This is a genomic window from Arthrobacter sp. 35/47 (genome assembly GCF_000520475.1).
In the GTDB taxonomy this organism is placed as follows: Bacteria; Actinomycetota; Actinomycetes; order Actinomycetales; family Micrococcaceae; genus Arthrobacter_D; species Arthrobacter_D subterraneus.
This window is the reverse complement of the sequence record NZ_KI914590.1, coordinates 5,523-26,241: the sequence shown is the minus strand read 5'-3', so window position 1 is coordinate 26,241 and position 20,719 is coordinate 5,523. Positions and strand designations below refer to the sequence as shown.

Annotated in this window: 18 protein-coding genes and 1 pseudogene; 4 read left to right on the top strand and 15 right to left on the bottom strand. The window is 67.3% G+C overall.

Annotated features, from left to right (window positions below):
• The 4 genes from X803_RS18175 to X803_RS0106015 form a co-directional block, all read right to left on the bottom strand.
• Positions 1 to 492 (bottom strand): pyrroline-5-carboxylate reductase family protein (locus tag X803_RS18175; RefSeq protein ID WP_035778113.1); only part of this gene is annotated, 492 nt, incomplete at its 3' end.
• Positions 493 to 729: 237 nt separating this feature from the next.
• Complete coding sequence (locus tag X803_RS18170) at positions 730 to 1,716, bottom strand: Ppx/GppA phosphatase family protein (RefSeq protein WP_035778112.1); 987 nt, start codon at positions 1,714 to 1,716, stop codon at positions 730 to 732.
• Between the two features lie 61 nt (positions 1,717 to 1,777).
• Positions 1,778 to 4,534, bottom strand: a complete 2,757-nt coding sequence (gene topA, locus X803_RS0106020) for a type I DNA topoisomerase (RefSeq protein WP_026544435.1) — start codon at positions 4,532 to 4,534, stop codon at positions 1,778 to 1,780.
• 203 nt (positions 4,535 to 4,737) lie between these two features.
• A complete protein-coding gene (locus tag X803_RS0106015; RefSeq protein WP_026544434.1) occupies positions 4,738 to 6,318 on the bottom strand; it encodes a DUF7059 domain-containing protein in 1,581 nt (526 codons plus the stop codon).
• Between the two features lie 207 nt (positions 6,319 to 6,525).
• Here X803_RS0106015 and X803_RS0106010 point away from each other — a divergent pair, with 207 nt between their 5' ends.
• Entirely contained in the window at positions 6,526 to 7,638 is a 1,113-nt protein-coding gene (locus tag X803_RS0106010) for a PheS-related mystery ligase SrmL (RefSeq protein ID WP_026544433.1), read from the top strand.
• A gap of 11 nt (positions 7,639 to 7,649) precedes the next feature.
• Here X803_RS0106010 and X803_RS18165 read toward each other — a convergent pair whose 3' ends face one another.
• Positions 7,650 to 8,567, bottom strand: coding sequence for an oxygen-dependent tRNA uridine(34) hydroxylase TrhO (locus X803_RS18165; protein ID WP_051470517.1), 918 nt, complete (start codon positions 8,565 to 8,567; stop codon positions 7,650 to 7,652).
• A gap of 97 nt (positions 8,568 to 8,664) precedes the next feature.
• Here X803_RS18165 and X803_RS0106000 point away from each other — a divergent pair, with 97 nt between their 5' ends.
• Positions 8,665 to 9,315: a GNAT family N-acetyltransferase gene (locus X803_RS0106000; protein WP_026544432.1), complete on the top strand. Its 651-nt coding sequence runs from the start codon at positions 8,665 to 8,667 to the stop codon at positions 9,313 to 9,315.
• Between the two features lie 55 nt (positions 9,316 to 9,370).
• Positions 9,371 to 11,725: a DEAD/DEAH box helicase gene (locus tag X803_RS0105995; RefSeq protein ID WP_026544431.1), complete on the top strand. Its 2,355-nt coding sequence runs from the start codon at positions 9,371 to 9,373 to the stop codon at positions 11,723 to 11,725.
• Between the two features lie 118 nt (positions 11,726 to 11,843).
• Here the strand turns inward: X803_RS0105995 and X803_RS0105990 are convergent, their stop codons facing one another.
• The 7 genes from X803_RS0105990 to ssd form a co-directional block, all read right to left on the bottom strand.
• Complete coding sequence (locus X803_RS0105990; RefSeq protein ID WP_026544430.1) at positions 11,844 to 12,206, bottom strand: Rv3654c family TadE-like protein; 363 nt, start codon at positions 12,204 to 12,206, stop codon at positions 11,844 to 11,846.
• 14 nt (positions 12,207 to 12,220) lie between these two features.
• Positions 12,221 to 12,589, bottom strand: coding sequence for a TadE family type IV pilus minor pilin (locus X803_RS22510; protein ID WP_216699036.1), 369 nt, complete (start codon positions 12,587 to 12,589; stop codon positions 12,221 to 12,223).
• Between the two features lie 6 nt (positions 12,590 to 12,595).
• Entirely contained in the window at positions 12,596 to 12,904 is a 309-nt protein-coding gene (locus X803_RS22410) for a DUF4244 domain-containing protein (protein ID WP_035778111.1), read from the bottom strand.
• Positions 12,905 to 13,265: 361 nt separating this feature from the next.
• Positions 13,266 to 13,679 (bottom strand): type II secretion system F family protein, encoded by a 414-nt coding sequence (locus X803_RS0105975; RefSeq protein ID WP_175460065.1) that lies wholly within the window; start codon positions 13,677 to 13,679, stop codon positions 13,266 to 13,268.
• A 197-nt stretch (positions 13,680 to 13,876) separates the two neighbouring features.
• Positions 13,877 to 14,596: a type II secretion system F family protein gene (locus tag X803_RS18155; protein WP_051470514.1), complete on the bottom strand. Its 720-nt coding sequence runs from the start codon at positions 14,594 to 14,596 to the stop codon at positions 13,877 to 13,879.
• Position 14,597: 1 nt separating this feature from the next.
• Positions 14,598 to 15,785 (bottom strand): TadA family conjugal transfer-associated ATPase, encoded by a 1,188-nt coding sequence (locus X803_RS0105965; protein WP_026544426.1) that lies wholly within the window; start codon positions 15,783 to 15,785, stop codon positions 14,598 to 14,600.
• Positions 15,782 to 16,849 (bottom strand): septum site-determining protein Ssd, encoded by a 1,068-nt coding sequence (ssd, locus tag X803_RS18150; RefSeq protein ID WP_051470513.1) that lies wholly within the window; start codon positions 16,847 to 16,849, stop codon positions 15,782 to 15,784. Before ssd ends, X803_RS0105965 begins: the two co-directional genes overlap by 4 nt.
• A gap of 114 nt (positions 16,850 to 16,963) precedes the next feature.
• Between ssd and X803_RS0105955 the strand changes: the two genes are divergently transcribed.
• A complete protein-coding gene (locus X803_RS0105955; protein WP_026544425.1) occupies positions 16,964 to 18,670 on the top strand; it encodes a bifunctional 3'-5' exonuclease/DNA polymerase in 1,707 nt (568 codons plus the stop codon).
• Here the strand turns inward: X803_RS0105955 and X803_RS0105950 are convergent, their stop codons facing one another.
• From X803_RS0105950 to X803_RS18145, 3 genes and pseudogenes are all read right to left on the bottom strand, one after another.
• Positions 18,671 to 19,369 (bottom strand): NUDIX hydrolase, encoded by a 699-nt coding sequence (locus X803_RS0105950; protein WP_026544424.1) that lies wholly within the window; start codon positions 19,367 to 19,369, stop codon positions 18,671 to 18,673.
• A complete protein-coding gene (gene nth / locus X803_RS0105945) occupies positions 19,366 to 20,145 on the bottom strand; it encodes an endonuclease III (RefSeq protein ID WP_026544423.1) in 780 nt (259 codons plus the stop codon). Before nth ends, X803_RS0105950 begins: the two co-directional genes overlap by 4 nt.
• 45 nt (positions 20,146 to 20,190) lie before the next feature.
• Positions 20,191 to 20,719: pseudogene (locus X803_RS18145) on the bottom strand (hypothetical protein); the annotation flags it as partial.

The window sequence follows — 20,719 nt, the reverse complement described above, 5'->3', positions numbered from 1 at the left end:
TCCCGCCGCGCTGAGGATGGTCCGGGCCTGGTCCATCAGTTCGGGGGTGGCACTGGTTCCCGCCGAAATGGACAGCACGCCGCGGCCGAGGCTCGAGGGAGTGTTGGGCATGCTGCGGATCACCGGCTGGCCCTCCGGCAGTGCCGCCTCCAGCATGTTGATCGAGATCGCTGCAGCAACGCTGATCACCACCGTCCCCGGCTTCAGTGCCGGAGAAATCTCGCGGGCAAGGTCAAGGATCCCGACCGGCTTCACTCCGAGCAGTACGACGTCGGCTGCCGCCGCTGCTGTCTTGTTGGCGGCCGAATCCTCAGTCGAGGACAACACGGACACACCATGCTTCCTGCTCAGGCCTGCGGCCTTTTCCGCACCCCGGACGGTAGCTGTCACCTGTTGGGGAGGGAGGCCCGCCGCGAGCAGACCGGTGAGGATAGCGCCGTTCATTGAACCGCAGCCGAGGAACGAGATGTGCTGGGGGATGTTGATAGCCATCGGCCCATCGTGTCATGACTGAGCGATTCACAGCATCCTCACAGGCTGCGCAGGGGTGCAGTTCCGGGAAATAGCAGTACAGTCGTTATTACCTCATAAAGGTGCGAGTGATGAGGCCGGGCTCTCCCTGGCCCGGCCGACGCCGGTGGGCCGCAGCTGTGATTTCCCCCAATTACGCTGCAGGCCCGTCGGCGTCTCCTTTTGATGGGGTTGTGCGTGCGGGTTCCGCCGTGCGGCTCAGCGCGCTCCGAGGTGCACATGCCCGACGCCGACGGAGGGCATCGGCTCGTCCGCTTCGAACATGAGGGTGTCGAAGCGACGGAGAATCAGGCCCTCCCGCAGTGCCCACGGGCAGATATCCATTTCACTGACCGAGAAGACCTCGAAAGCCGCCTCGGCCACAAGCGCTCCGGCAAGCACCTGCCGTGCACGCAGCTCGGAGACTCCGTCAAGGTTCGCCCGGTCCTTCGAGGACATCGCCTCCAGCCGCTTCGCCCACAGGGAAAGATCCTCGAGCCGTAGCGTGCGCCGCACAAACGGGCCCGCACCCGACGGCGCCGCCCCGGCGATCCGCGCGAGGGAACGGAAAGTCTTTGAAGTTCCGGCCACCAGGTGCGGCCGGCCGAGGGAGGTGAAGCTGCCGGCGGACTCCTTGAGGGTCTGCCTGATGTACCGCCGGAGGTTCTTCACGTCGCGGGGCGCAGGCGGGTCACCCGGCAGCCATTCCCGGGTGAGGCGCCCGGCACCGAGCGGCACGGAGCGGGCCACTTCGGGGAGTTCGTCATGTCCCATGGCCATTTCGAAAGAACCGCCGCCGATATCCAGGTTCAGAATGGACCCGGTGCTCCACCCATACCAGCGCCGCACCGCCTGGAACGTCATGGCAGCCTCCTGGTCGCCGGAGAGTTCCTGGAGGACCACGCCGGCGTCTGCTTCAACGCGGTGTAGAACCTCCTCGCCGTTTCCTGCCTCCCGGATCGCCGAGGTGCAGAACGCGAGGAAGTCCTCGGCACGATGGTCGGTGGCGAAGGCACGGGCCTGCCGGATGAAGTCCACGAGTTCCCGCTGCCCCTCGTCGCTGATCCGCCCGTCGGAATCGAGGTAGCTCACCAGTTGCAGCGGCCGTTTGTGGGAAGCGTACGGCACCGGCCGTGCGCCCGGATGGGCATCCACCAGGAGGAGGTGCACCGTATTGGACCCGATATCAAGAACGCCTAGCCGCATGACCCTATTATGTCCCGCGGGCGTTGAACCGGCTCCACGAGGAGACCGCGGGCGGCCAAGATTACTTCCGGGCGGTGGCCTTGCGCTTGGCCGGGGCCCGGCCGCCTGATTTGCGCGGAGCGGGTCCTTTCGCGCGCTTCTCGGCCAGCAGTGCCACGGCCGTTTCCCGCGTCAGTTCCTCAATGGCCGTGGACCGTGGGACGGTGATGTTGGTGACGCCGTCCGTAATGTAGGGACCGAAGCGGCCCTCCTTGACCACGATGGGCTTCTCGGACACCGGATCGTCACCGAACTCGGCAAGCGGCGGCGTGGCCGTCCGGCCGCCGCGCTGCTTGGGCTGGGAGTAGATTTCCAGTGCCTGTTCCAGCGTGATGGTGAAGATTTCCTCTTCAGAGCCGATCGAGCGGGAGTCCGAGCCCTTCTTCAGATAGGGCCCGAACCGCCCGTTCTGCACGGTGATCTCATTGCCTTCCGCGTCCTTGCCCAGCACGCGGGGCAGGTTCATCAGCTTGAGGGCATCCTCGAGGGTCACCGTTTCAACCGACATTGACTTGAACAGCGATCCGGTGCGCGGCTTGACCTTGACCGGCTTTTTCGGCGGTTTGGGCTTGCCGTTCTTGTAATACTCCACAGGCTGGTTGGCCAGATCCTCGGCGGTAGGCTCCGGAATGATTTCGATGACGTAGGGGCCATAGCGTCCGTCGCGGGCAACGATAGTCCGCCCGGTCTCAGGATCGGTCCCCAGGACCCGCTCCTCGGAGGCGGGAGTGTTCATCAGCTCAACGGCCTTCTCAGCCGTCAGTTCATCCGGGGCCAGGTCCTCCGGCACATTGGCCCGCTGGGGTTCCGAACCCTCCGGAGCGTCTGCCGGCAGGGGCTTTTCCAGGTAGGGCCCAAACTTGCCGACGCGCAGCACAATGCCGTCCGCGATCTCCACCGAATTGATGCGGCGGGCGTCGATCTCGCCAAGGTCGTTGACGATGGTGCTCAGCCCGGTTTCCTTACGGTCCCCGTAGTAGAAGTGGTTCAGCCACTGGACGCGGCTTTCCTCACCCCGGGCGATGCGGTCGAGGTCTTCCTCGAGCTCGGCGGTGAAGTCATAGTCGACGTAGTCGTGGAAGTGCTCCTCGAGCAGCCGGACCACCGAGAAGGCAATCCAGCTCGGCACGAGCGCCTGACCGCGGGTGCGTACGTAACCCCGATCCATGATCGTGGAGATCGTCGCTGCATACGTGGAAGGTCGCCCGATTCCCCGCTCTTCAAGCACCTTGACCAGCGAAGCCTCCGTGTAGCGGGGCGGCGGTGAGGTTTCGTGTCCGATGGGCGAAATATCCTCCGCACCGAGGCCATCACCGGTCGCGAGGTTGGGCAGCCTGCCGCCCTGTCCCGATTCGGTTCCGCCCGCAGCGTCATCCTCATCGCGTGAGGCGTCCCTGCCCTCCTCGTACGCCGCCATGAAACCGCGGAAGGTGATGACCGTGCCGGAGGCCGAGAATTCTGCGTCCTTGCCGTCGGGAGAAACAGCGCCAAGACGGACCGACGCCGTCGAGCCTTTGGCATCCGCCATCTGGGACGCGACCGTACGCTTCCAGATGAGTTCGTAGAGCCGGAACTCGTCACCGTGAAGCTGCTTGGCAACCTGGGCAGGTGTGCGGAAGGAGTCACCGGCGGGACGGATGGCCTCGTGGGCTTCCTGCGCGTTCTTGGACTTTCCCTTGTACACGCGGCGCGCCTCAGGCACGTACTCCGCACCGTACAGTTCCGAGGCCTGACGGCGGGCTGCGTTGATGGCCTGGTCGCTCAGCGCCGGCGAATCGGTACGCATGTAGGTGATGTAGCCGTTCTCATACAGACGCTGGGCTACCTGCATGGTGACGCGGGAGGAAAAGCGCAGCTTGCGTGCGGCTTCCTGCTGCAGCGTCGAGGTGGTGAACGGCGCTGCGGGACGGCGGGTATACGGCTTGGTGTCCACCGACCGGACAGCGAACGCCGCGTCGCTCAGGCCTTCAGCGAGAGAAGCCGCGGCAGTCTGATCGAGGACGGCGACGCTCTGCGACTTCAGCTCGCCGAGGTCGCTGAAGTCCTTGCCGGTTGCGACCCGGGTTCCGTCCACCGCCACGAGCTTTGCGGTGAAGGACTCGCCTTTCGACGCATCAACCGGTGAGAAGGTTCCGGTGAGATCCCAGTACGACGCCGGGCGGAAAGCCATGCGCTCGCGCTCACGTTCGACAACCAGCCGCGTGGCCACCGACTGGACGCGGCCCGCGGACAGTCCTCGCGCCACCTTGCGCCACAGGACAGGTGAGATCTCATAGCCGTAGAGGCGGTCCAGGATGCGCCGGGTTTCCTGTGCGTCGACCATCGGGATATCGAGGTCGCGCAACTCCTCCATGGCGCGCTGGATTGCCTCGCGGGTGATCTCGGGGAAGGTCAGCCGGTAGACGGGCACCTTCGGTTTGAGCACCTCGAGGAGGTGCCAGGCAATGGCCTCGCCTTCCCTGTCACCGTCAGTCGCGAGATACAGTTCGCTGGCGTCCTTGAGGGCCGCCTTGAGTTCCGCGACGCGCTTCTTCTTGTCCGCCGACACCACGTAGTAGGGCTCGAAATCGTTCTCGATGTCCACCGCGAACTTGCCGAGCGAGCTTTTCTTCAGCTCCGCCGGGAGGTCCGACGGCTGGGGGAGGTCGCGGATGTGTCCCATCGACGCAGTGACCTCGAAGCCCTCACCGAGGTAGCCCGCAATCGTCTTGCTCTTGGCGGGAGACTCGACAATAACGAGCTTCTTGCCGGGCTTCTTGTCCGTTGCCTTAGCTGGCACTTCACTCCTCGATACAGGTGCTTTTAAACAGCAGAACTACCGCTCGTTCTGAGCTCAATATTCGGATTGGGTGGGCGTCCTGCCCTTCACAGTATGCGGCATGCCTACCTGCACTAGGGTAACGGCTTGATTCGGGACCCTCGTCACGGGGCCGGGCACTGTGAATAATTCCGCGGTGCGCTGCAGGCGGCTGCCGCGGCACCTCAGGCGCTTGTCCGCGCCGAAGCAGGAAGGAGGAAGCCGTCCACCACCAGGTTGCTTACGTCCTCCAGCAGGTCTCTGCCGAACGCTTCATCGTCGCGGTCCAGGAGCGCTGCGAGCGCACCGATGATCTGCCCCGCAGTGAGGTCGCCGTCGCACGCTGAAACGAAGCCGGCCAGCTCCGTGCTCAGCAGGGTGGTGCGGCGGAAGCCGGCGCCCTGCCTCAGCAGGATCACCCCGGGGTGCTCCGCGCCCGGGCGCTGGTGCCGCTCTTCGGTGACATCGTCCGCCACCGTGAGATGTTCGGCGGACAGGTCCCCGACGGCGCCCAGCCAGTCGAGACGTGCGACGCCGGCACTCATGTGGGGCCCGATCGGCTGTTCCAGGTCATGGGTGATCTCCTCGAACCGGCGGAGCGTCGCCGGGCCGGCGGCGTTCCGCAGCCAGACCATGCCGAAACCTATGTGTTCGACGGACCGGGAGGCGAAGTCGGTCAGGTAGGCGCCGAACCTTTCAGCGAAGCGATCGGGGTTCCGGTTTTCGGCCGCGTCACGCAGCCAGGTTTCCGCGTAGTGCGTGGGCGTCAGCTGTTCGCGCTGAACCACCCAGGCGTCGGCGGTGTCCGGCACCCACCCGCCGATCCGGGATTCCCAGGCCAGGCCCTCCGGGATCTCCCAGTTGCCCAGGAGCTGCGCCGTTCCGCCGGGCTCCAGGACGCCCGGCAACCCGCGGATCAGGGAGGACACAATGTCGTCGCCCGCACGGCCGCCGTCGCGGTAGGTGAACTGATCCGCGGGCGCCTCCCCAGCTGTGCGCGGGGTGATGACAAACGGCGGGTTGGACACGATCTGCCCGAAGGTCTCCCCCGCCACCGGCTCCAGAAGGTTCCCCAACCGCAGCGACACGCGCTCGTCGAGATGTTCCGGGTCAATCCCGAGCGCCGGCGCGTTGAGCAGCAGGTTGAACCGGGTGACCGCGAGCGCGCGCTCCGAAATGTCGGTCGCAGTGACGTGCCGGGCGTGCGCCAGCAGATGGAAGGTCTGGATTCCGCAGCCGGTGCCCAGGTCCAGGGCGCGGTCAACCGGGGCGCGCGCGGCGAACTGCGCCAGGGTCAGCGACGCACGCCCTATCCCCAGCACGTGATCGGTCCGCAGCACGCCGGGGCGCAGGTGTGAGCCCAGGTCGGATGCCACCCACAGGTCGCCGCCGGCGTCCGAAGAATAGGGGCGGAGGTCCACCGCGGCGCGGAGGCCGCCGTCGTACTCCTCCGCCAGTCCGAGCGCCAGGAGCCCGGCTGCTCCGACCGAGGGAAAGGCGCCGTCCAGCTCTGCCGCGGGCAGCGCTTCACCGAGCAGGAAAACAAGCACGACGGCGGCAAGCCGGCTTCCTGCCCGGGTGCGGTGCGCGGCACGCGCGGCCAGCAGCGCGGGCACCGTCTGGTCCCGCTCCAGCGCGGCGTAGGCGTCCCCACCGACCAGTCCGGCGACGCCGTCGACCGTGTAGTCCGCCGCCCCGAGATCCGCAGCGAGACGGTCGATCAGGTCCTGGTCATCGCTGCACCGGGCGCCGGCTGCAAGGTTCATCACGGGGAAAGTTTATGGGGAAGTTCCGCCCGCAAATGTCCTCACGTACCATTGAGCCATGCACGCAAACCAGCGATTTATCAGCCCCCGGCCGCCTCTCGGCCGTGAGGGCTCTGCGCTGCGCGTCTTCTCCAGCTAGGTCCACACGGTGTCCGCGGCCGGGGGTTTTGTCCAGAAACCCTCCCCGACACCTTCCAAGGACCAGCCATGTACCTCACCATCCCCCAACTCACCTCAGCCCTGGCCATCCGGGACCTCACCGATCCCGCGCAGGGTCCGCATGCCATGCAGGAACTGCTCGACGGCGTCATCAGCTGCCTGACGCAGCTCTGGGACATACCCGCCACAACCCACCGCACCACCGGCCTGGTGGCCACGGCGGACAACTATGACCGGTTGGGCTACGCGCCCGACGACGTCACCCGGGATCAGCGCTACTCCCGCCACGCGAGCCCCACGGTGATGCTGCGCAGCCATACCTCTGCAGGCATTCCCGCCGTCATGGACTCCCTTGCAGCGGTTGCTGACCCCTACGACCGGCTCCATGTACTGCCCGGCCTGGTGTATCGGCGCGACGCCGTGGACCGCACCCACGTCGGGACGCCGCACCAGGTGGACCTGTGGCGGCTCAAGGCCCGCGGCCTGCTGGGTGAGGATGACCTGCGCCGAATGGCCGACGCCGTCGTGGATTCCGTGCTGCCCGGCGCGCACTGGCGGGCGGTTCCGGCAACACATTCCTATACATCGCACGGGATGCAGATTGATGTCCAGACGCCTGCCGGCTGGCTGGAACTCGCCGAGTGCGGCCTGGTGCGCGCGAAAGTTCTCCGCAGCTCCGGCCTGGATCCCCGCCGCTGGTGCGGTCTCGCGCTTGGAATGGGACTCGACCGGGCGCTGATGCTGCGCAAGGGCATCGGGGATATCCGGCTGCTGCGCTCACCGGACCCCCGCGTTTCCTCGCAGCTGCTCGATCTTCAGCCCTGGCGTCCTGTCTCCCTCATGCCGGCGGTCGGGAGGGACCTGTCCGTCCTGTGCGGCCCGGATATGGATGAGGAGACGCTCGGAGATGCCGCCAGGGATGCCCTCGGCGCCGACGCCGACGTCCTGGAATCACTGGTGATCCGCGCCCGGACGCCGGTGGAGCAGCTGCCGGCTCCCGCCGTCGTGCGTTTGCAGGCGCAGCCGGGGCAGGTGAACCTGCTGGTCCGGCTCACCTTGCAGGCGCTGGATCGGACCCTTACCGATGCGGAAGCAAATGCGCTGCGGGACCGGGTGTACCTTGCGCTCCATGAAGGGCCGGTGCTGGAACTGACCGGGTGAAGGCGGGAGCGTCAGGCTGCGCCGACGGCGGTGGCTTCAGCCTCGTCTGCTTCGCACCCCTGCGGGCAGCGGAGCGTTGCCGGATCCGCCGCGCATTCGGCGCAGTACAGCGTGAGGTTCCGGCAGCTGGGGTTGGAGCAGTTCTCGAACTTGTTGGTGGGGGCGGAGCAGCGCACGCACTTGCCGATGGTTCTGGCGTCCTTACTGAATTCGACGTGCATGCGCTTGTCGAAGACATACAGCGACCCTTCCCACAGGCCCGAATCACCGTAGGTTTCGCCGTACCGGACAATGCCTCCCTGCAGCTGGTAGACCTCGTTGAAGCCGCGGTTGACCATGAGGCTGGACAGGACCTCGCACCGGATGCCGCCGGTGCAGTAGGTGACCACGGGCTTGTCCTTGAGGTGGTCATACTTGCCGGAATCGAGTTCGCGCACAAAGTCGTGGGTGGTGTTCACATCCGGGACCACGGCGTTCCGGAACCTGCCGATCTGCGCTTCGAGGGCGTTGCGGCCGTCGAAGAAGACCACGTCGTCGCCGCGTTCATCAACCAGCTGGTGCAGCTGTTCGGGCTTGAGGTGCGTCCCGCCGCCGACCACGCCGTTCTCATCGACCTTCAGCTCCCCGGGGGCGCCGAACGAGACGATCTCTTCGCGCACCTTGATGCTGAGCCGCGGGAAGTCCTCCGCGCTGCCCTCGGACCATTTGATGTCCATCTTCTTGAAGGCCGGGTACTCGCGGGTGGTCTTCACGTACTGCTTGACGGCGTTCAGTTCGCCGCCGACCGTGCCGTTGATGCCGTCCCTGGAGATGAGGATGCGGCCACGGAGCCCCAGCTTCTCACACAGGGCACGCTGCCACAGCCTGACTGCCTCGGGATCAGGGAGCGGAGTGAACGCATAGTACAAAACAATTCGGTTCATGGACACGCATTAAAGGGTACCGGCGTGCGGGTGCGAGGTCTCAAATCTGCAACCTCTTAGGGAATCTATGTTCAAGCCCTCTGCTCCCCACTAGGGTTCAGGCATGGAAGCCGCTCTTTCAGATCAACTCGTCCGCACGTGGATTTCCGGCTGGGCGAAATGCCGCGGCTACACTCCCCAGGACCGCGGGCGCAGCGTGTCCGTCCTGCTCACCGACCAACAGGACCAGCTGGAAACCATCGTCTACGAGCCCACCATCGGTGAGTTCCTCGAGCTCGCGAGTGAAACCCGCGAGGACTCGCGCAGGGTGCTCACTGTGGTCACCAACCGGATGCATGACCTTATCGAAGCCTCCGCTCCCCTCCAGCTGCGGGTTACCGACTCGCAGCAGGCGTTGATGTGCGCGGATATGGACGGACAAGACGTCGAGGACCCGCTCCCCCCGGACGAGGAATTCAAGCTCGAGCACATCCGCGAGGCAGACTGCCGGCGCGTGTCCGTGACGGTGAACGGCGAGGAGGTGGCGCGGGGGTCGGTCGCCAGGCAGGACAACCATGCAGTCTTCGACCGCATCATCACTGATCCGTTGTACCGGCGTCGGGGCTTGGGCAGCTTTGTGATGCGGGCGCTGACCGCCTCCATCCTTGAGGAGGACGTGGAAACCGGGCTGCTGATGGCTTCGGAGAGCGGGCGTCACCTGTACCAGTACCTGGGGTGGACCTACCTGGCGGACGCATTCGTCATCCGCCGCTGACCGCTCTCATCGATCCGCGCCGCTCCGATTTGTGCTGGGGTGACAAAATAGCTGGGTGCCTGCACACGATTCACTGATCCCGCTTCTCGGCGGAGGAGATCCTGAGCAGCTCGTTCATGTCCGGCATCTTCCGGCGCGTGAGGCCGTCTCCAGCGAATGGCCCGGCTGGGTCCACCCCGATGTGGTGGACGCCTACCGGTTGCGTGGGATCCCGACGCCGTGGAAGCACCAGAGTGATGCCGCGGACGCCGCACATGCCGGGTCGCATGTAGTCATTGCAACCGGCACGGCCTCCGGGAAGTCCCTGAGCTACCAGTTGCCCGTCCTCGACGCGATCCACCGATCCGTCCTCGCGGAGAAGATCTCGCTTGAGCCAGCCGGTGCCGTGGCCCTGTATCTCTCACCGACCAAGGCGCTGGCCGCGGACCAGCTGGCAGCCATCTCGTCGCTTGGCCTGCCCACCGTCCGGGCGGACACCTACGACGGCGACACGGACGCGGGTGCCCGACGCTGGATCCGCGACCACGCCAACCTGGTCCTGGCCAACCCGGACATGCTCCACTACGGCATCCTGCCGAACCATGCCTGGTGGGCGCGGTTCTTCCGGCGCCTCACCTACGTCGTCGTGGATGAAGCGCACACCTACCGAGGGGTGTTCGGATCGCATGTCGCCAACCTGCTTCGCAGGCTGCGCCGGGTATGCGCCTCCTACGGCGCAGACCCCGTGTTCATCGGGGCTTCAGCCACGTCCGCGGCTCCGGCCGACTCTTTTGGAAAGCTGATCGGAGCGCCCGTCACCGCCTTCACCGAGGATACTTCGCCGCACGGGTCGACGACGGTGGCGTTCTGGGAGCCTCAGCTCACTGACCTGCGCGGTGAAAACGGTGCCCGCCAACGCAGGACAGTAATCGCGGAAACGTCCGACCTGCTGACCAACCTGGTCTCAGCGCAGGTGCGGACCATCGCCTTCATCAAATCCCGCCGCGGCGCTGAAAGCATCGCCGCGAATACCAAGCGGCTCCTCAGCGAGGTGGATCAGAAGCTGCCTGCCCGGGTGGCGGCCTACCGTTCCGGATACCTTCCGGAGGAGCGCCGACAGCTGGAGGCTGCGCTGCGGTCCGGCCGCCTGCTGGGGGTGGCGAGCACGTCGGCGCTGGAGCTGGGGATCGATATTTCCGGTCTGGACGCCGTACTTGTGGCCGGATGGCCCGGGACCCGCGCGTCATTGCTGCAGCAGATCGGGCGGGCGGGCCGTTCCGGACAGGACGCCCTCGCGGCCTTTGTTGCCAGTGATGACCCGCTGGATACCTACCTGGTCCACCATCCCGAGGCGGTGTTCGACGTCGGGGTGGAGGCGACGGTGTTCGATCCCGCGAACCCGTATGTGCTCGGTCCGCACCTGTGCGCTGCTGCTGCCGAGCTTCCCCTGACCCCCGAGGACCTGCCGCTCTTCGGGGAGACCGCACGGGCCCTGTGTGACCAGCTGGTGGATCAGGGGCTCCTGCGCAGCCGGCCTGCGGGCTGGTTCTGGACCCATCCGCAGAGCGCCGCGGGCATGGTCAACCTGCGCGCTGATGGGGGCGGGCCCATCAACATCATCGAGAGCGGCACCGGGACGGTGCTCGGAACCATGGATTCACCGCAGAGCCACTATCAGGCGCACGCGGGTGCCGTGTACGTGCACCAGGGCCAGAGCTACGTTGTGGATGAGCTGAACGAGCAGGACCACTGCGCCATGGTGACCCGCTCCAATCCCGACTACTACACCCAAGCCCGTGACGTCACGCAGATCGAGGTGATCTCTGAGCAGCGCGCAGTACTGTGGGGCCCTGTCCGGGTCTGTTTCGGCGAGGTCAAGGTGACCACGCAGGTAATCTCCTTCCAGCGGAAGGCGTTCGTCTCGAACGAGATCCTCGGGGAGCAACCTTTGGAACTCGGGGCGCGCGACCTGTTCACGAAGAGTGTCTGGTTCGAGTGCGACAACCGCCTGCTCGAAAGCAGCGGCATCACGGCAGCAGACCTGCCCGGCGCACTGCACGCTGCGGAACATGCCGCGATCGGACTGCTCCCGCTCGTTGCATCCAGCGACCGCTGGGACATCGGTGGGGTCTCGACCGCCCTGCACGCCGACACCGGGTTGCCCACCATTTTCGTTTATGACGGCCATCCGGGCGGCGCCGGATTCGCCGAGCGTGGCTTCGACGCCGCCGAAACCTGGCTCGGCGCTACGGCGCAGGCGATCAGCGCCTGCGAGTGTGAGTCCGGTTGCCCGTCCTGCGTCCAGTCACCCAAATGCGGCAACCGCAACAACCCGCTGAGCAAGGCGGGTGCCCTCACCCTGCTGAACATGCTGCTGGCGCAGGCCCGGCTTGGTGAACCTGCGCCAGCGGCGAGCATGCCGGATCTGTGAAGCTCCTTTCGGTGAGGCTGTGAGGCCGTGCTCTGCGCGGGGATGAGTTCGCGGCCCGTATACGGCGCGGAGGCCTACGGCGAGGGCAAACCCGTCGGCCGCGACCTACGGCAGTGGTTTACGGTGGTGGCCCGGCTCGCGCCCGGCCCGACGCCGGAGGCAGCGCGGGAACGGAATCCACCTCAGTATGAACCTGAACAATATGGCCTGATTGCCCTTGCACCAGGCACCCCGTGAGGCGGGCGCCATGGTGAGCGGCAACCCCGGCAGCTACTGCGCACGGGCTGCCGTCACGCAGCCCGCGTGCGGCGTCCGCCGCCGCAAGCGCCGACAGGTCCGCGGCCGTTGCCGCCCGCGAGGCGGCCACCGACGCCTGGGCAAAGAGCACCACTACCGCGAGAACCAGCAGGGCCGCTATCGCGATGCCCGCCATCAACACCGTTCCCGCGCCCGTTTCACGCTCACAGCTGCAGCGCCTCATAACTGCTCGGCGCCTCATAACTGCTCCGGCAGAGCGACGGCGCGGGCCGAAAGGTCGATGCTGAACAGATCCAGTACCGGCACATCAACCGAAGTTGTCACGGTCACGATGCTGTAGCCGCCCTCCGGATGGACGGCGAATTGCGTGTCGCCGCCGGCGATCCTGCGGGCGGTGGCTGCCGCGGCTGCGCTGCTTTCACCACGCATGATCTCGCGTGCTCCGGCCCTCGCTGCCTCCTCGATACGCAGCTGCGAGACCCCTAGTGCTGCAGCCGCCAGGACGACCGCCAGCAGAGCCACCACCGCGGGGAAAGCCACCGCCACCTCTGCAGTGACCGTTCCCCTATCCCCGCGGTCGGTCACCGGCATTCCTGCCCGGGCCATGAAGCCTCAGCCGAAGCTGAGGGCGTTGGTGATCAGGGACATCAGCAGGCCGCGGATCTCCCCGCTGGATAGGACTGCCACCAAAAGCGCCGCGAATCCGACGGCAGCCAGCGTGGCGATCGCGTACTCGGCCGTCGCGAGCCCGGCCTCCGACCGCATCAGCCCGCGCGGTGCAGGCCGGTTGTCCCCGATGCTGCCGGGCCGCAGGGACGTCACGGTGGCGAGCGGCTGTTCGCTCTGACGGTCTTGCGGCAAACCCTCGGAGCACGCGGTCGGTGCGGTCGGTGCGGTCGGTGCGGTGATGGAACGTGACATGACAACTCCTTGATAGTGGTTGTTACGGTTGACCGCTTGAGCGGCTGATTCGAGTGTTCCGCGCACCCGTTCAACCTGGAGAGGGAGAACCCCGTAAGTGGATAAGTGCAGGTGTTACAAGGGATTGTGGAGCGCGAGAGGGATTGCGGCCCCGCAGCTGCGGCCGCTGCGAGCGGCGTGGCAACGGCGGCGGTGGCCGCGCCGGTTGGCGGTGCCGTGAGGCGGCGGTAGCGTGAGGCGGCGATAGCGGCTGTGGCGTGACGCGGCGATAGCGGCTGTGGCGTGAGGCGGCGGTGACCGCTGTGGCGCCGTAGGGAGTGCCAGCTGGCGCGAGGCCGCTGACAGCGCACGGTCGCGCCCTCTACTGGGTGGTGAAAGCCGGAAACAGGCCAACCAGGATGGGGATGACTCCCAGGCACACGAAGGCAGGAAGCGAACACAAACCCAGCGGAACGACCAGCCGGACCCCGAGCGCGGCAGCCCTCTGTTCCGCAGCCCTGTTCCTTCTCCGCCTGAACTGGGCAGCGTGCGCCGTGACAACGGCGGCGGACGGCGCCCCTGTTGTGCCGGCAAATCTCAGCGCGCGCCCGAGTTCCTGGACGGCCTCGCAGGAGCCGCCGGCGGAGGCTGCCGCCCACGCCACCTCCCAGGACGCCCCAAGATCCAGTGCCGTCTTGACGGAGATCAGAGACGTACGGACGGGCGGTGATGCCGACCGGGCAAGAATGTCCAGGCCACGGTCCAGCGGCGACCCGGCCGCAAGCATGGACGCCATCAGGTCCATCATGAGCGCCGGGTCGTCCAGCCCTTGCTGTGGGAACCCTTGCTGTGGGATTCCGCCGGCTGGGTTTTGCCGGGACGGAGTCCGTCGCCAGGTGGTCGGGGCGGAACCAATGCCTCCACGCGAACGTGCCGGCGAACAGTGCAGCAGCCAACACCCCGCCCAGAGGAGGGCCGCAACCAGCGCACCGGTCATGCCGAATCACCCGCGGCGGCGCGGACCAGCCTGCTTGACCAGAACCTGCCAATGACCATGAGCACCGCTCCCGCGCACAACGTGGCAATACCGGGTGCCGAACCGAGCAGGACCGCTACGGGGTCAACCCCAAGCAGATATCCGACCCCGAGCCCGAAGAGCGGCAGCCATGACAGCAGCCGGACCGTTGCCCGGGGACCGGCTAGTGCCGTGCCGCGGGCTGCATCGGAATCCAGTTGGGCATCGCGCTGGGCAGCGTAACGGGAAAGGACGGCGGCGAGGGACGCGCCACTGCGTTCGGCAACCTCCAGGCAGGCGGCCAGATCACGCCAGAGGGACCTCAATGCGGGATCGCGGGTCTGCGACCCTGCCTCCCGCAGCACCTCCGGAACGCTGAGCCCGAGCTGGGCCGCCTGATGCGCCGGCAGCAGGGCAGGTTTGATGGCTGCCGGGAAGCCGCTGCTTCCGCCGTGCACGCTGAGCATGTCTCCCCACAGCTGCGAGGGTGCCCGGCCTGCCTGGAGCAGACCGGTGAGCTGATGGATGAACAGCGGAATCTCATGCGGGTCCGTTGTGCGCTGGCGCTTCGGGAGGACCAGCCGAGGGAAGGCGACCGGATGCCGGGCCGGCGCCCCGGCGGCATGCAGGGGACGACGTGGGAGCATCAGCAGCCAATAGGCTGCGAACAGCGTTCCGGCCAAAAGTACGCCGCTCATGTCAACGGCCCCGGTCAAGCATTCCAGCCAGCTTTTCCCAGGCCGGCCCCCGCTCTGATCTTGCCCCATTCCGCCTCAACGCCGTCCGCACGGTCAATTCGCCGCCGGCCTGTTCCAGCACACCGATCTCGGAGACCGTGCGCCCGCTGTGTGTGCGAACAACGTGGATGATGACATCGAGCGCATTGGCGGCCTGTAACGCCAAGGCGCCGGCCTCCATCCCGGCGAGGGCCGCAAGCGCGCAGAGCCGGGCGGGAACGCTCGCCGCCGAATTCGCGTGAATGGTCCCGCCGGCGCCGTGGTGTCCGGTATTCATTGCGGCCAGCAGTTCGCGGACCTCGGCTCCGCGGCACTCACCGACGATGAGGCGGTCGGGACGCATCCGCAATGCCTGCCGGACAAGCTCAGCCAGGTCCACCGACCCGCTGCCTTCCAGGTTTCCGTGCCTGCCCTGCAGTCCCACGGCATGCGGGTGCACGGGGCTGAGTTCAGCGGAATCCTCAACGGTGACCAGCCGTTCATCCTGGCCGCTCAGGGACAGCAGAGCGCCAAGCAGCGTGGTTTTCCCTGTACCGGTGCCGCCGCTTATGAGGAAGTTCAACCGTTTGTGGACAATGCCGCGCAGGGCTGCCGCCATGGGGGCGTCCAGCTCGGCTGCGGACACCAGTTCGTCGAAGGTGAAGGAGCGCTGCCGCTGGATTCGGATGGAGAGCAGCGTCCCGTGCGTGGACAGCGGTGGGAGAACCGCATGCACACGGAACCGGTCCAGCCGCACATCCACGCAGGGGTTTCCGTCATCCAGCCTTCGCCCGCCCGCAGCAATGAGCCGGGTGGCAAGTGCCCGCACGTCAGCATCAGCGGGGAAGGAGAGATCTGTGCGCTGGAGGCCGCCGCCGTCGTCCACCCAGACCGCATCCGGGCCGTTCACAAGGATGTCGGTGATCGAAGGATCCTCCGCGAACCGCTGCAGCGGGCCAAGACCCTGCAGCTCGGCCCGGACCCGGTCCATGGTGTGGAAGGCCCCCTCGGAGCCCAACAAACGCCCGGTGGACTGGACCGCTGCTGCCAGACGTGCCCCGGTGACCGGCGCCGATTCGCTGAGGACCGCATTCCGCACCTGAGTGACCATGGCGGCGTCGGTGGCCACGGCGGTCCGGCGGCTGCGCCGCGATCCGGGCTGCTGGTTCATGCGCTCAGCTCCAACGTTCCGGTGAGGATGGCATCCAGTGTCGAACGGACGAAGGAGCGGACCGCCCGCCGGCGTGCAAGGTCGAGGATCCTCCCCTGGTTCTCGCGCTCGTCGGCGGCGCGGAGATGCGGCAGATAGCCGGCGCACGGCAGTCCAAGCGCGTCGGCGATCCTTTGTGGGTCAAGATCCGGTCCGAGCGGCCCCCGGATAACCGCCCGGATGGGCAACGGGTGCAACTGGGCGACCTGCGCGCGGGCCGCTGAGATGGCACGGGTCCTTCCCGGCACCACCAGGAGGATGCTGTCGCAGTACGGAAGCAGCGACCCGTCCGCTGACCAGCCCCGCGCCACGTCAACCAGCGTTACGCCGTAGGCGGCCCTCGCCGCCTCCATGACGGGCGGCACCGCAGTGGACGCCAGAATGCCCGGTGGAGGCGGATCCACGCCCATCGACAGCAGGGAGAATCCCTCAAGCGAAGGGAGGGCGGAAACAAGCTGATCCGGGTTCAGCGTGCCACGGACCTCTCCCAGATCCGGCCAGCGCACGCCGGGCAGGGCCTCGCTGCCGAGTGCCAGCTCCAGCCCGCCGCCCAGGGGATCGCCGTCGACCAGTAGCGGCCGCAGGTTCCGGGAACCCGCGCCGGCGGCGAGCCATGCGCTGACCATGCTCGCACCCACTCCCCCGGCGGCTCCCAGCACTCCGACAACGGTTCCCTCATCCTGGGCACGCTGCAGCATGCCCAGATGCTCGGCCAGCCAGCCGGCAGCCTGCGGCAGGATGGCGACACGGTCTGCGTTACAGCTCGCGGCGGAGGCCCAGGCGCCTGCCTCCTCGCCCTCAATCCCGAGCACGATCACGGCGCAGCCCGGGACGGCATGCCGGGCGCTCCCGCTGTCCAGCAGCACGACGGCGGGACGGAGCGCAAGGGCCTCGCCAACCGTGGAAGCGTTCGCGAGCGTGAGACCCGCAGCCACCGCTACCCTCGCCGCTTCATCGCGGAGACGTTGCGAGGAACTGACCAGGACGACGTTGGCCGAATCAGCAGCCGGGATCCAGGAAGACATACCGCAAGCCTGCGCCCGCAAACGTGTGCGTCCCGCGCCGGAACCTGCCTATGTGGATATCTTCAGCCGAAGTGCAGGAATAGTCGGGGTCCATGGTGGGCAACAATAGGAGGCGTGTACATCGTCCTCGCGCCGCCTTCGAGCGGGCAGCGCACTCACGGAGCCGATGGTGCCGAGATAGCCTTCCTGCCGGTGGATTCGACAGGAGTACCGGCAGGTGATGCCGTTGTCGTGCCGGCCGCGGAGCTGGCAGCCACAGTCCGCCGGCTGGAACGCCCCGGCACCCGCTGGATTTGGGACAGCACCCGGAATTGGTACCCAGCCCTCCTGGCAGCCGGAATTTCCATCGACCGCTGTCACGACGTCGCACTGAGCAGGGAGATCCTGCGCCACTCCCCCGCCTGTGCAGACACCGAATATGGCAGCCGGCTCCAGTCCCTGCCGGACGGGGCGGAGGATGCGAACCCCGCCAGGGCGCTGCCGCCGGCTGCACCGTCGCCGCATCAGGGAAGCCTCTTCGAATCAGCCCAGCCTGCCGCCGGCGCCGGCGCCCACGAGGTCGCAGCTGAGTTCTCCGCCCAGCAGCGCGCTGTGAACGCCGGCAACCGGCCTTCACAGCTGGCCCTGCTGCTGGCCGCTGAGTCCGCGGGCGCCCTGATCGCGGCGGAAATGGAGTTCCACGGAATCCCCTGGCGCGCCGACCTCCACAATGAGCTGCTCGAAGCCCAGCTGGGAAAGCGCCCGCGCGAAGGTCACCGGCCCGCTGAGCTCGAACGACTGGCGAGTGAACTGCGCGCTGCCCTGGACAACCCCCGTTTCAACCCGGACTCGCCGCAGGAGCTGCTGCGGGCCCTCCACCGGGCCGGAATCGAGGTGTCCTCCACCCGATCCTGGGAGCTGCAGCGGCACAAGCATCCCGCCATTGCCCCGCTGCTGGCGTACAAGAAGCTCTCCAGGCTGCTGACGGCGAACGGCTGGACCTGGCTGGACACCTGGGTGCATGACGGCCGCTTCCGGCCCGAGTACGTGGTCGGCGGGAGCATGTCAGGGCGCTGGGCCTCCCGCGGCGGCGGTGCCCTGCAGATCCCGCATCAGGTCCGGGATGCCGTCCGCGCCGACCCGGGCCACGTCCTGATCGTCGCCGACGCCGCGCAGCTCGAGCCGCGCGTGCTCGCGGCACTGGGCAGGGATTCCGCGCTCGCTGCAGCCGGTCGCGGGCTGGATCTGTACCAGGGAATTGCCGATCAGGGTTTCGGCGGCGACCGCGCGAAGGCAAAGGTGGCCATGCTCGGTGCGATGTACGGCGCAACCACCGGCGAATCCGGCCGTCTGATGCCGCAGCTGACGCGCACCTACCCGCAGGCGATCGCCGTGGTGGAGGCGGCGGCACGCACCGGAGAGGGGGGCGGCGTCGTCGCAAGTTTCCTCGGTCGAGGCTGCCCGCCGCCGTCGGACGGCTGGCTCACGGCGCAGCGCACCAGCAATGCTGCGGAGCAGCAGCGCGCCGATGCGCTCGCGCGTTCCCGTGGACGCTTCACGCGCAACTTCGTGGTCCAGGCGACTGCCGCCGAGTGGGCACTGTGCTGGCTCGCAGAATTACGACGGCGGCTGCGCGCCGACACTGCCGGCAACGCCGGGGCGCACATTGTCTTCTTCCTCCACGACGAAGTGATGCTGCATGTGCCCCGTGAGCTGGCCGACCGAGTGTCCGCCATGGTCACCGAGGCTGCCCGCTCCGCCGCACACCTGATGTTCGGACAGATCCCGGTGGAGTTTCCCGTGAACGTGGTTGTGGTGGATTCCTACGCCGACGCCAAGTAGCTAGACGCGATCCCGCCCGATGGGTGCATCCTGCTCCCGTGACTCGTCCCACGGCTGGGTCCAGCCCAGTCCGTCGAACAGCCGGGAGAGCAACAGGCCGGTGAAACCCCAGATGGTGATGCCGTCAATGGTGAAGGCAGGCGTGCGGTGTTCGCGTCCCTTGTGCCGGACCACCGCCGTAAATCGCACTTCGGCCGAAAGTAATTCAGCAACCGGCGCCCGGAAAACATGGGAGGACTCGGCGTGGTCCACTACGCGCACGGGGGTCGGTGCGGACCACCAGGCCAGCACCGGTGTCACCAGGTAGTTGCTCACGGGAAGCCCGACTTCCGGCAGCGGTCCGAGGATTTCGACGCCGGCCGGGTCCAACCCGGTTTCCTCCTCCGCCTCGCGCAGCGCTGCAGCAACGGGGCCGGCGTCGTCGTCGTCGATCCTGCCGCCAGGGAAGGCGACCTGGCCGGGGTGGTTACGCAAAGTTCCGGCACGGGTGACGAACAGGACGTCGAGGTCATCCGGCACGGCGGGTGAGTGGATCCTGGCGGGCTTGTCGTCGAGGCGTCCGAAAAGGACGAGGACGGCCGCCGGCCTCGCGGTCGCGATATCCATGCCGCGTATCTGCCAGGCCTCGGAAGTGTCACCGCCGGGCCCGATGGGTTCGCCGCGTTGGGCGAACGCCTTCAGTTCGGAATAGGCGCTCATGCGCTCAGCGTGAATCCGTCAGCCAGGAGCTCGGCCCGCGAGGCACCCTCCAGCATGCGGCGATGAAGCTCCTCGCGACCCGGCGCCAGCTCGTACTTCAGCAGCTTCCGTGCCTGCTCCGGATCGACCTCGCCTTCGCCGAAGGAGGGGCAGAGCGAAGCGACCGGACAGGCGCCGCACGCCGGTTTGCGTGCGTGGCAGACCCGTCGGCCATGGAAGATCACGCGGTGGGAAAGCAGGCCCCAGTCCTTGCGCTCAAACAGGGCAGCGACGTCGGACTCCACCTTCACCGGGTCCTCCTCCACCGTCCAGCCAAACCGCCGGGACAGCCGGCCGAAGTGCGTGTCGACCGAGATACCGGGCACCCCGAAGGCGTTGGCGAGCACCACGTTGGCCGTCTTGCGCCCGACGCCCGGGAGGGTCACCAGGTCCGCCATCCTGCCGGGCACCTCGCCGTCGAAATCGTCCACGATGCGGGTCGCCAGAGCCAGCAGGCTCCTGGCTTTGGCCCGGAAAAATCCCGTCGGACGAATCATCTCCTGGAGGACATCTTCCGGCGCTTCCGCGAGGCTTCGGGCATCCGGATAGCGCGCGAACAGCGCCGGAGTGGTCAGGTTGACCCGGACATCGGTTGTCTGGGCCGAGAGAACGGTGGCCACGAGCAGCTCGAAAGGATTACGGAAGTCCAGTTCCGCCACAGCGTAAGGGTAGGCATCCGCGAGCACACGGTGGATTTTGCGCGCACGGCGCTTCAGTGCAATCGGCGATGCATCCACGCTGACTTCTTCCTCCCCTCCCGCTGAGTCCGGCCCGGCGCCGGATCAGCCTTCGCGGGGAGCGCGCTCGATATTCCGGAGATCACGCATGACACCGATTCGCCCGGTCCGCTTGTCCTGGACCAGGAACTCGTGGCCACGGTCCTCAATGCCCACTTCCCAATCGCCGGGCTGCAGCACAAACAGCGGGGCGCCGGTCTGCTCGTCGACCACCGACCGGGGAGTACCGACCGCGAACCAGAACGCCTCCAGCACGGGCTCCTCGTCCTCCGCATCGCGGGTGGCCGAGATTGACTCAGTGCGCGGGTGGGAGGACTGCGCGTCGGCGTTCTCCGGCTCGCCGGCTGCGGGCTGTGCCGCTTCGACCTTGGGCTGGGTTGCGGTAGCGGCGGGCTGAGCTGCTTCGGCACCGCCGGCATCGGCCTGCGCGCTGGAAGACTGTGCCGTTGAGACCTGGGCGTCCGAGCGCCCAACGTCCGAGCGCTGCGCGGGTGTCGGCTGCACTGCTGTTGCCTTGGTGGCGGCCGGCTCCGGCTCGCGGGCGGCGGGAGCTGCCTGTGCGCTGTCCTCAGCG

Coding starts and splice junctions, on each gene's coding strand:
- X803_RS0105990 (WP_026544430.1), bottom strand. CDS start 12,206: ATGAGGCGCTGCAGCTGTGAGCGTGAAACGGGCGCGGGAACGGTGTTG.
- ssd (WP_051470513.1), bottom strand. CDS start 16,849: ATGTCTTCCTGGATCCCGGCTGCTGATTCGGCCAACGTCGTCCTGGTC.
- X803_RS18170 (WP_035778112.1), bottom strand. CDS start 1,716: ATGCGGCTAGGCGTTCTTGATATCGGGTCCAATACGGTGCACCTCCTC.
- X803_RS22410 (WP_035778111.1), bottom strand. CDS start 12,904: ATGTCACGTTCCATCACCGCACCGACCGCACCGACCGCACCGACCGCG.
- X803_RS0105975 (WP_175460065.1), bottom strand. CDS start 13,679: ATGGCGTCCATGCTTGCGGCCGGGTCGCCGCTGGACCGTGGCCTGGAC.
- X803_RS0105965 (WP_026544426.1), bottom strand. CDS start 15,785: ATGAACCAGCAGCCCGGATCGCGGCGCAGCCGCCGGACCGCCGTGGCC.
- X803_RS0106015 (WP_026544434.1), bottom strand. CDS start 6,318: ATGAACCTTGCAGCCGGCGCCCGGTGCAGCGATGACCAGGACCTGATC.
- X803_RS0106010 (WP_026544433.1), top strand. CDS start 6,526: ATGTACCTCACCATCCCCCAACTCACCTCAGCCCTGGCCATCCGGGAC.
- X803_RS18155 (WP_051470514.1), bottom strand. CDS start 14,596: ATGAGCGGCGTACTTTTGGCCGGAACGCTGTTCGCAGCCTATTGGCTG.
- X803_RS0106000 (WP_026544432.1), top strand. CDS start 8,665: ATGGAAGCCGCTCTTTCAGATCAACTCGTCCGCACGTGGATTTCCGGC.
- X803_RS22510 (WP_216699036.1), bottom strand. CDS start 12,589: ATGGCCCGGGCAGGAATGCCGGTGACCGACCGCGGGGATAGGGGAACG.
- X803_RS0105950 (WP_026544424.1), bottom strand. CDS start 19,369: ATGAGCGCCTATTCCGAACTGAAGGCGTTCGCCCAACGCGGCGAACCC.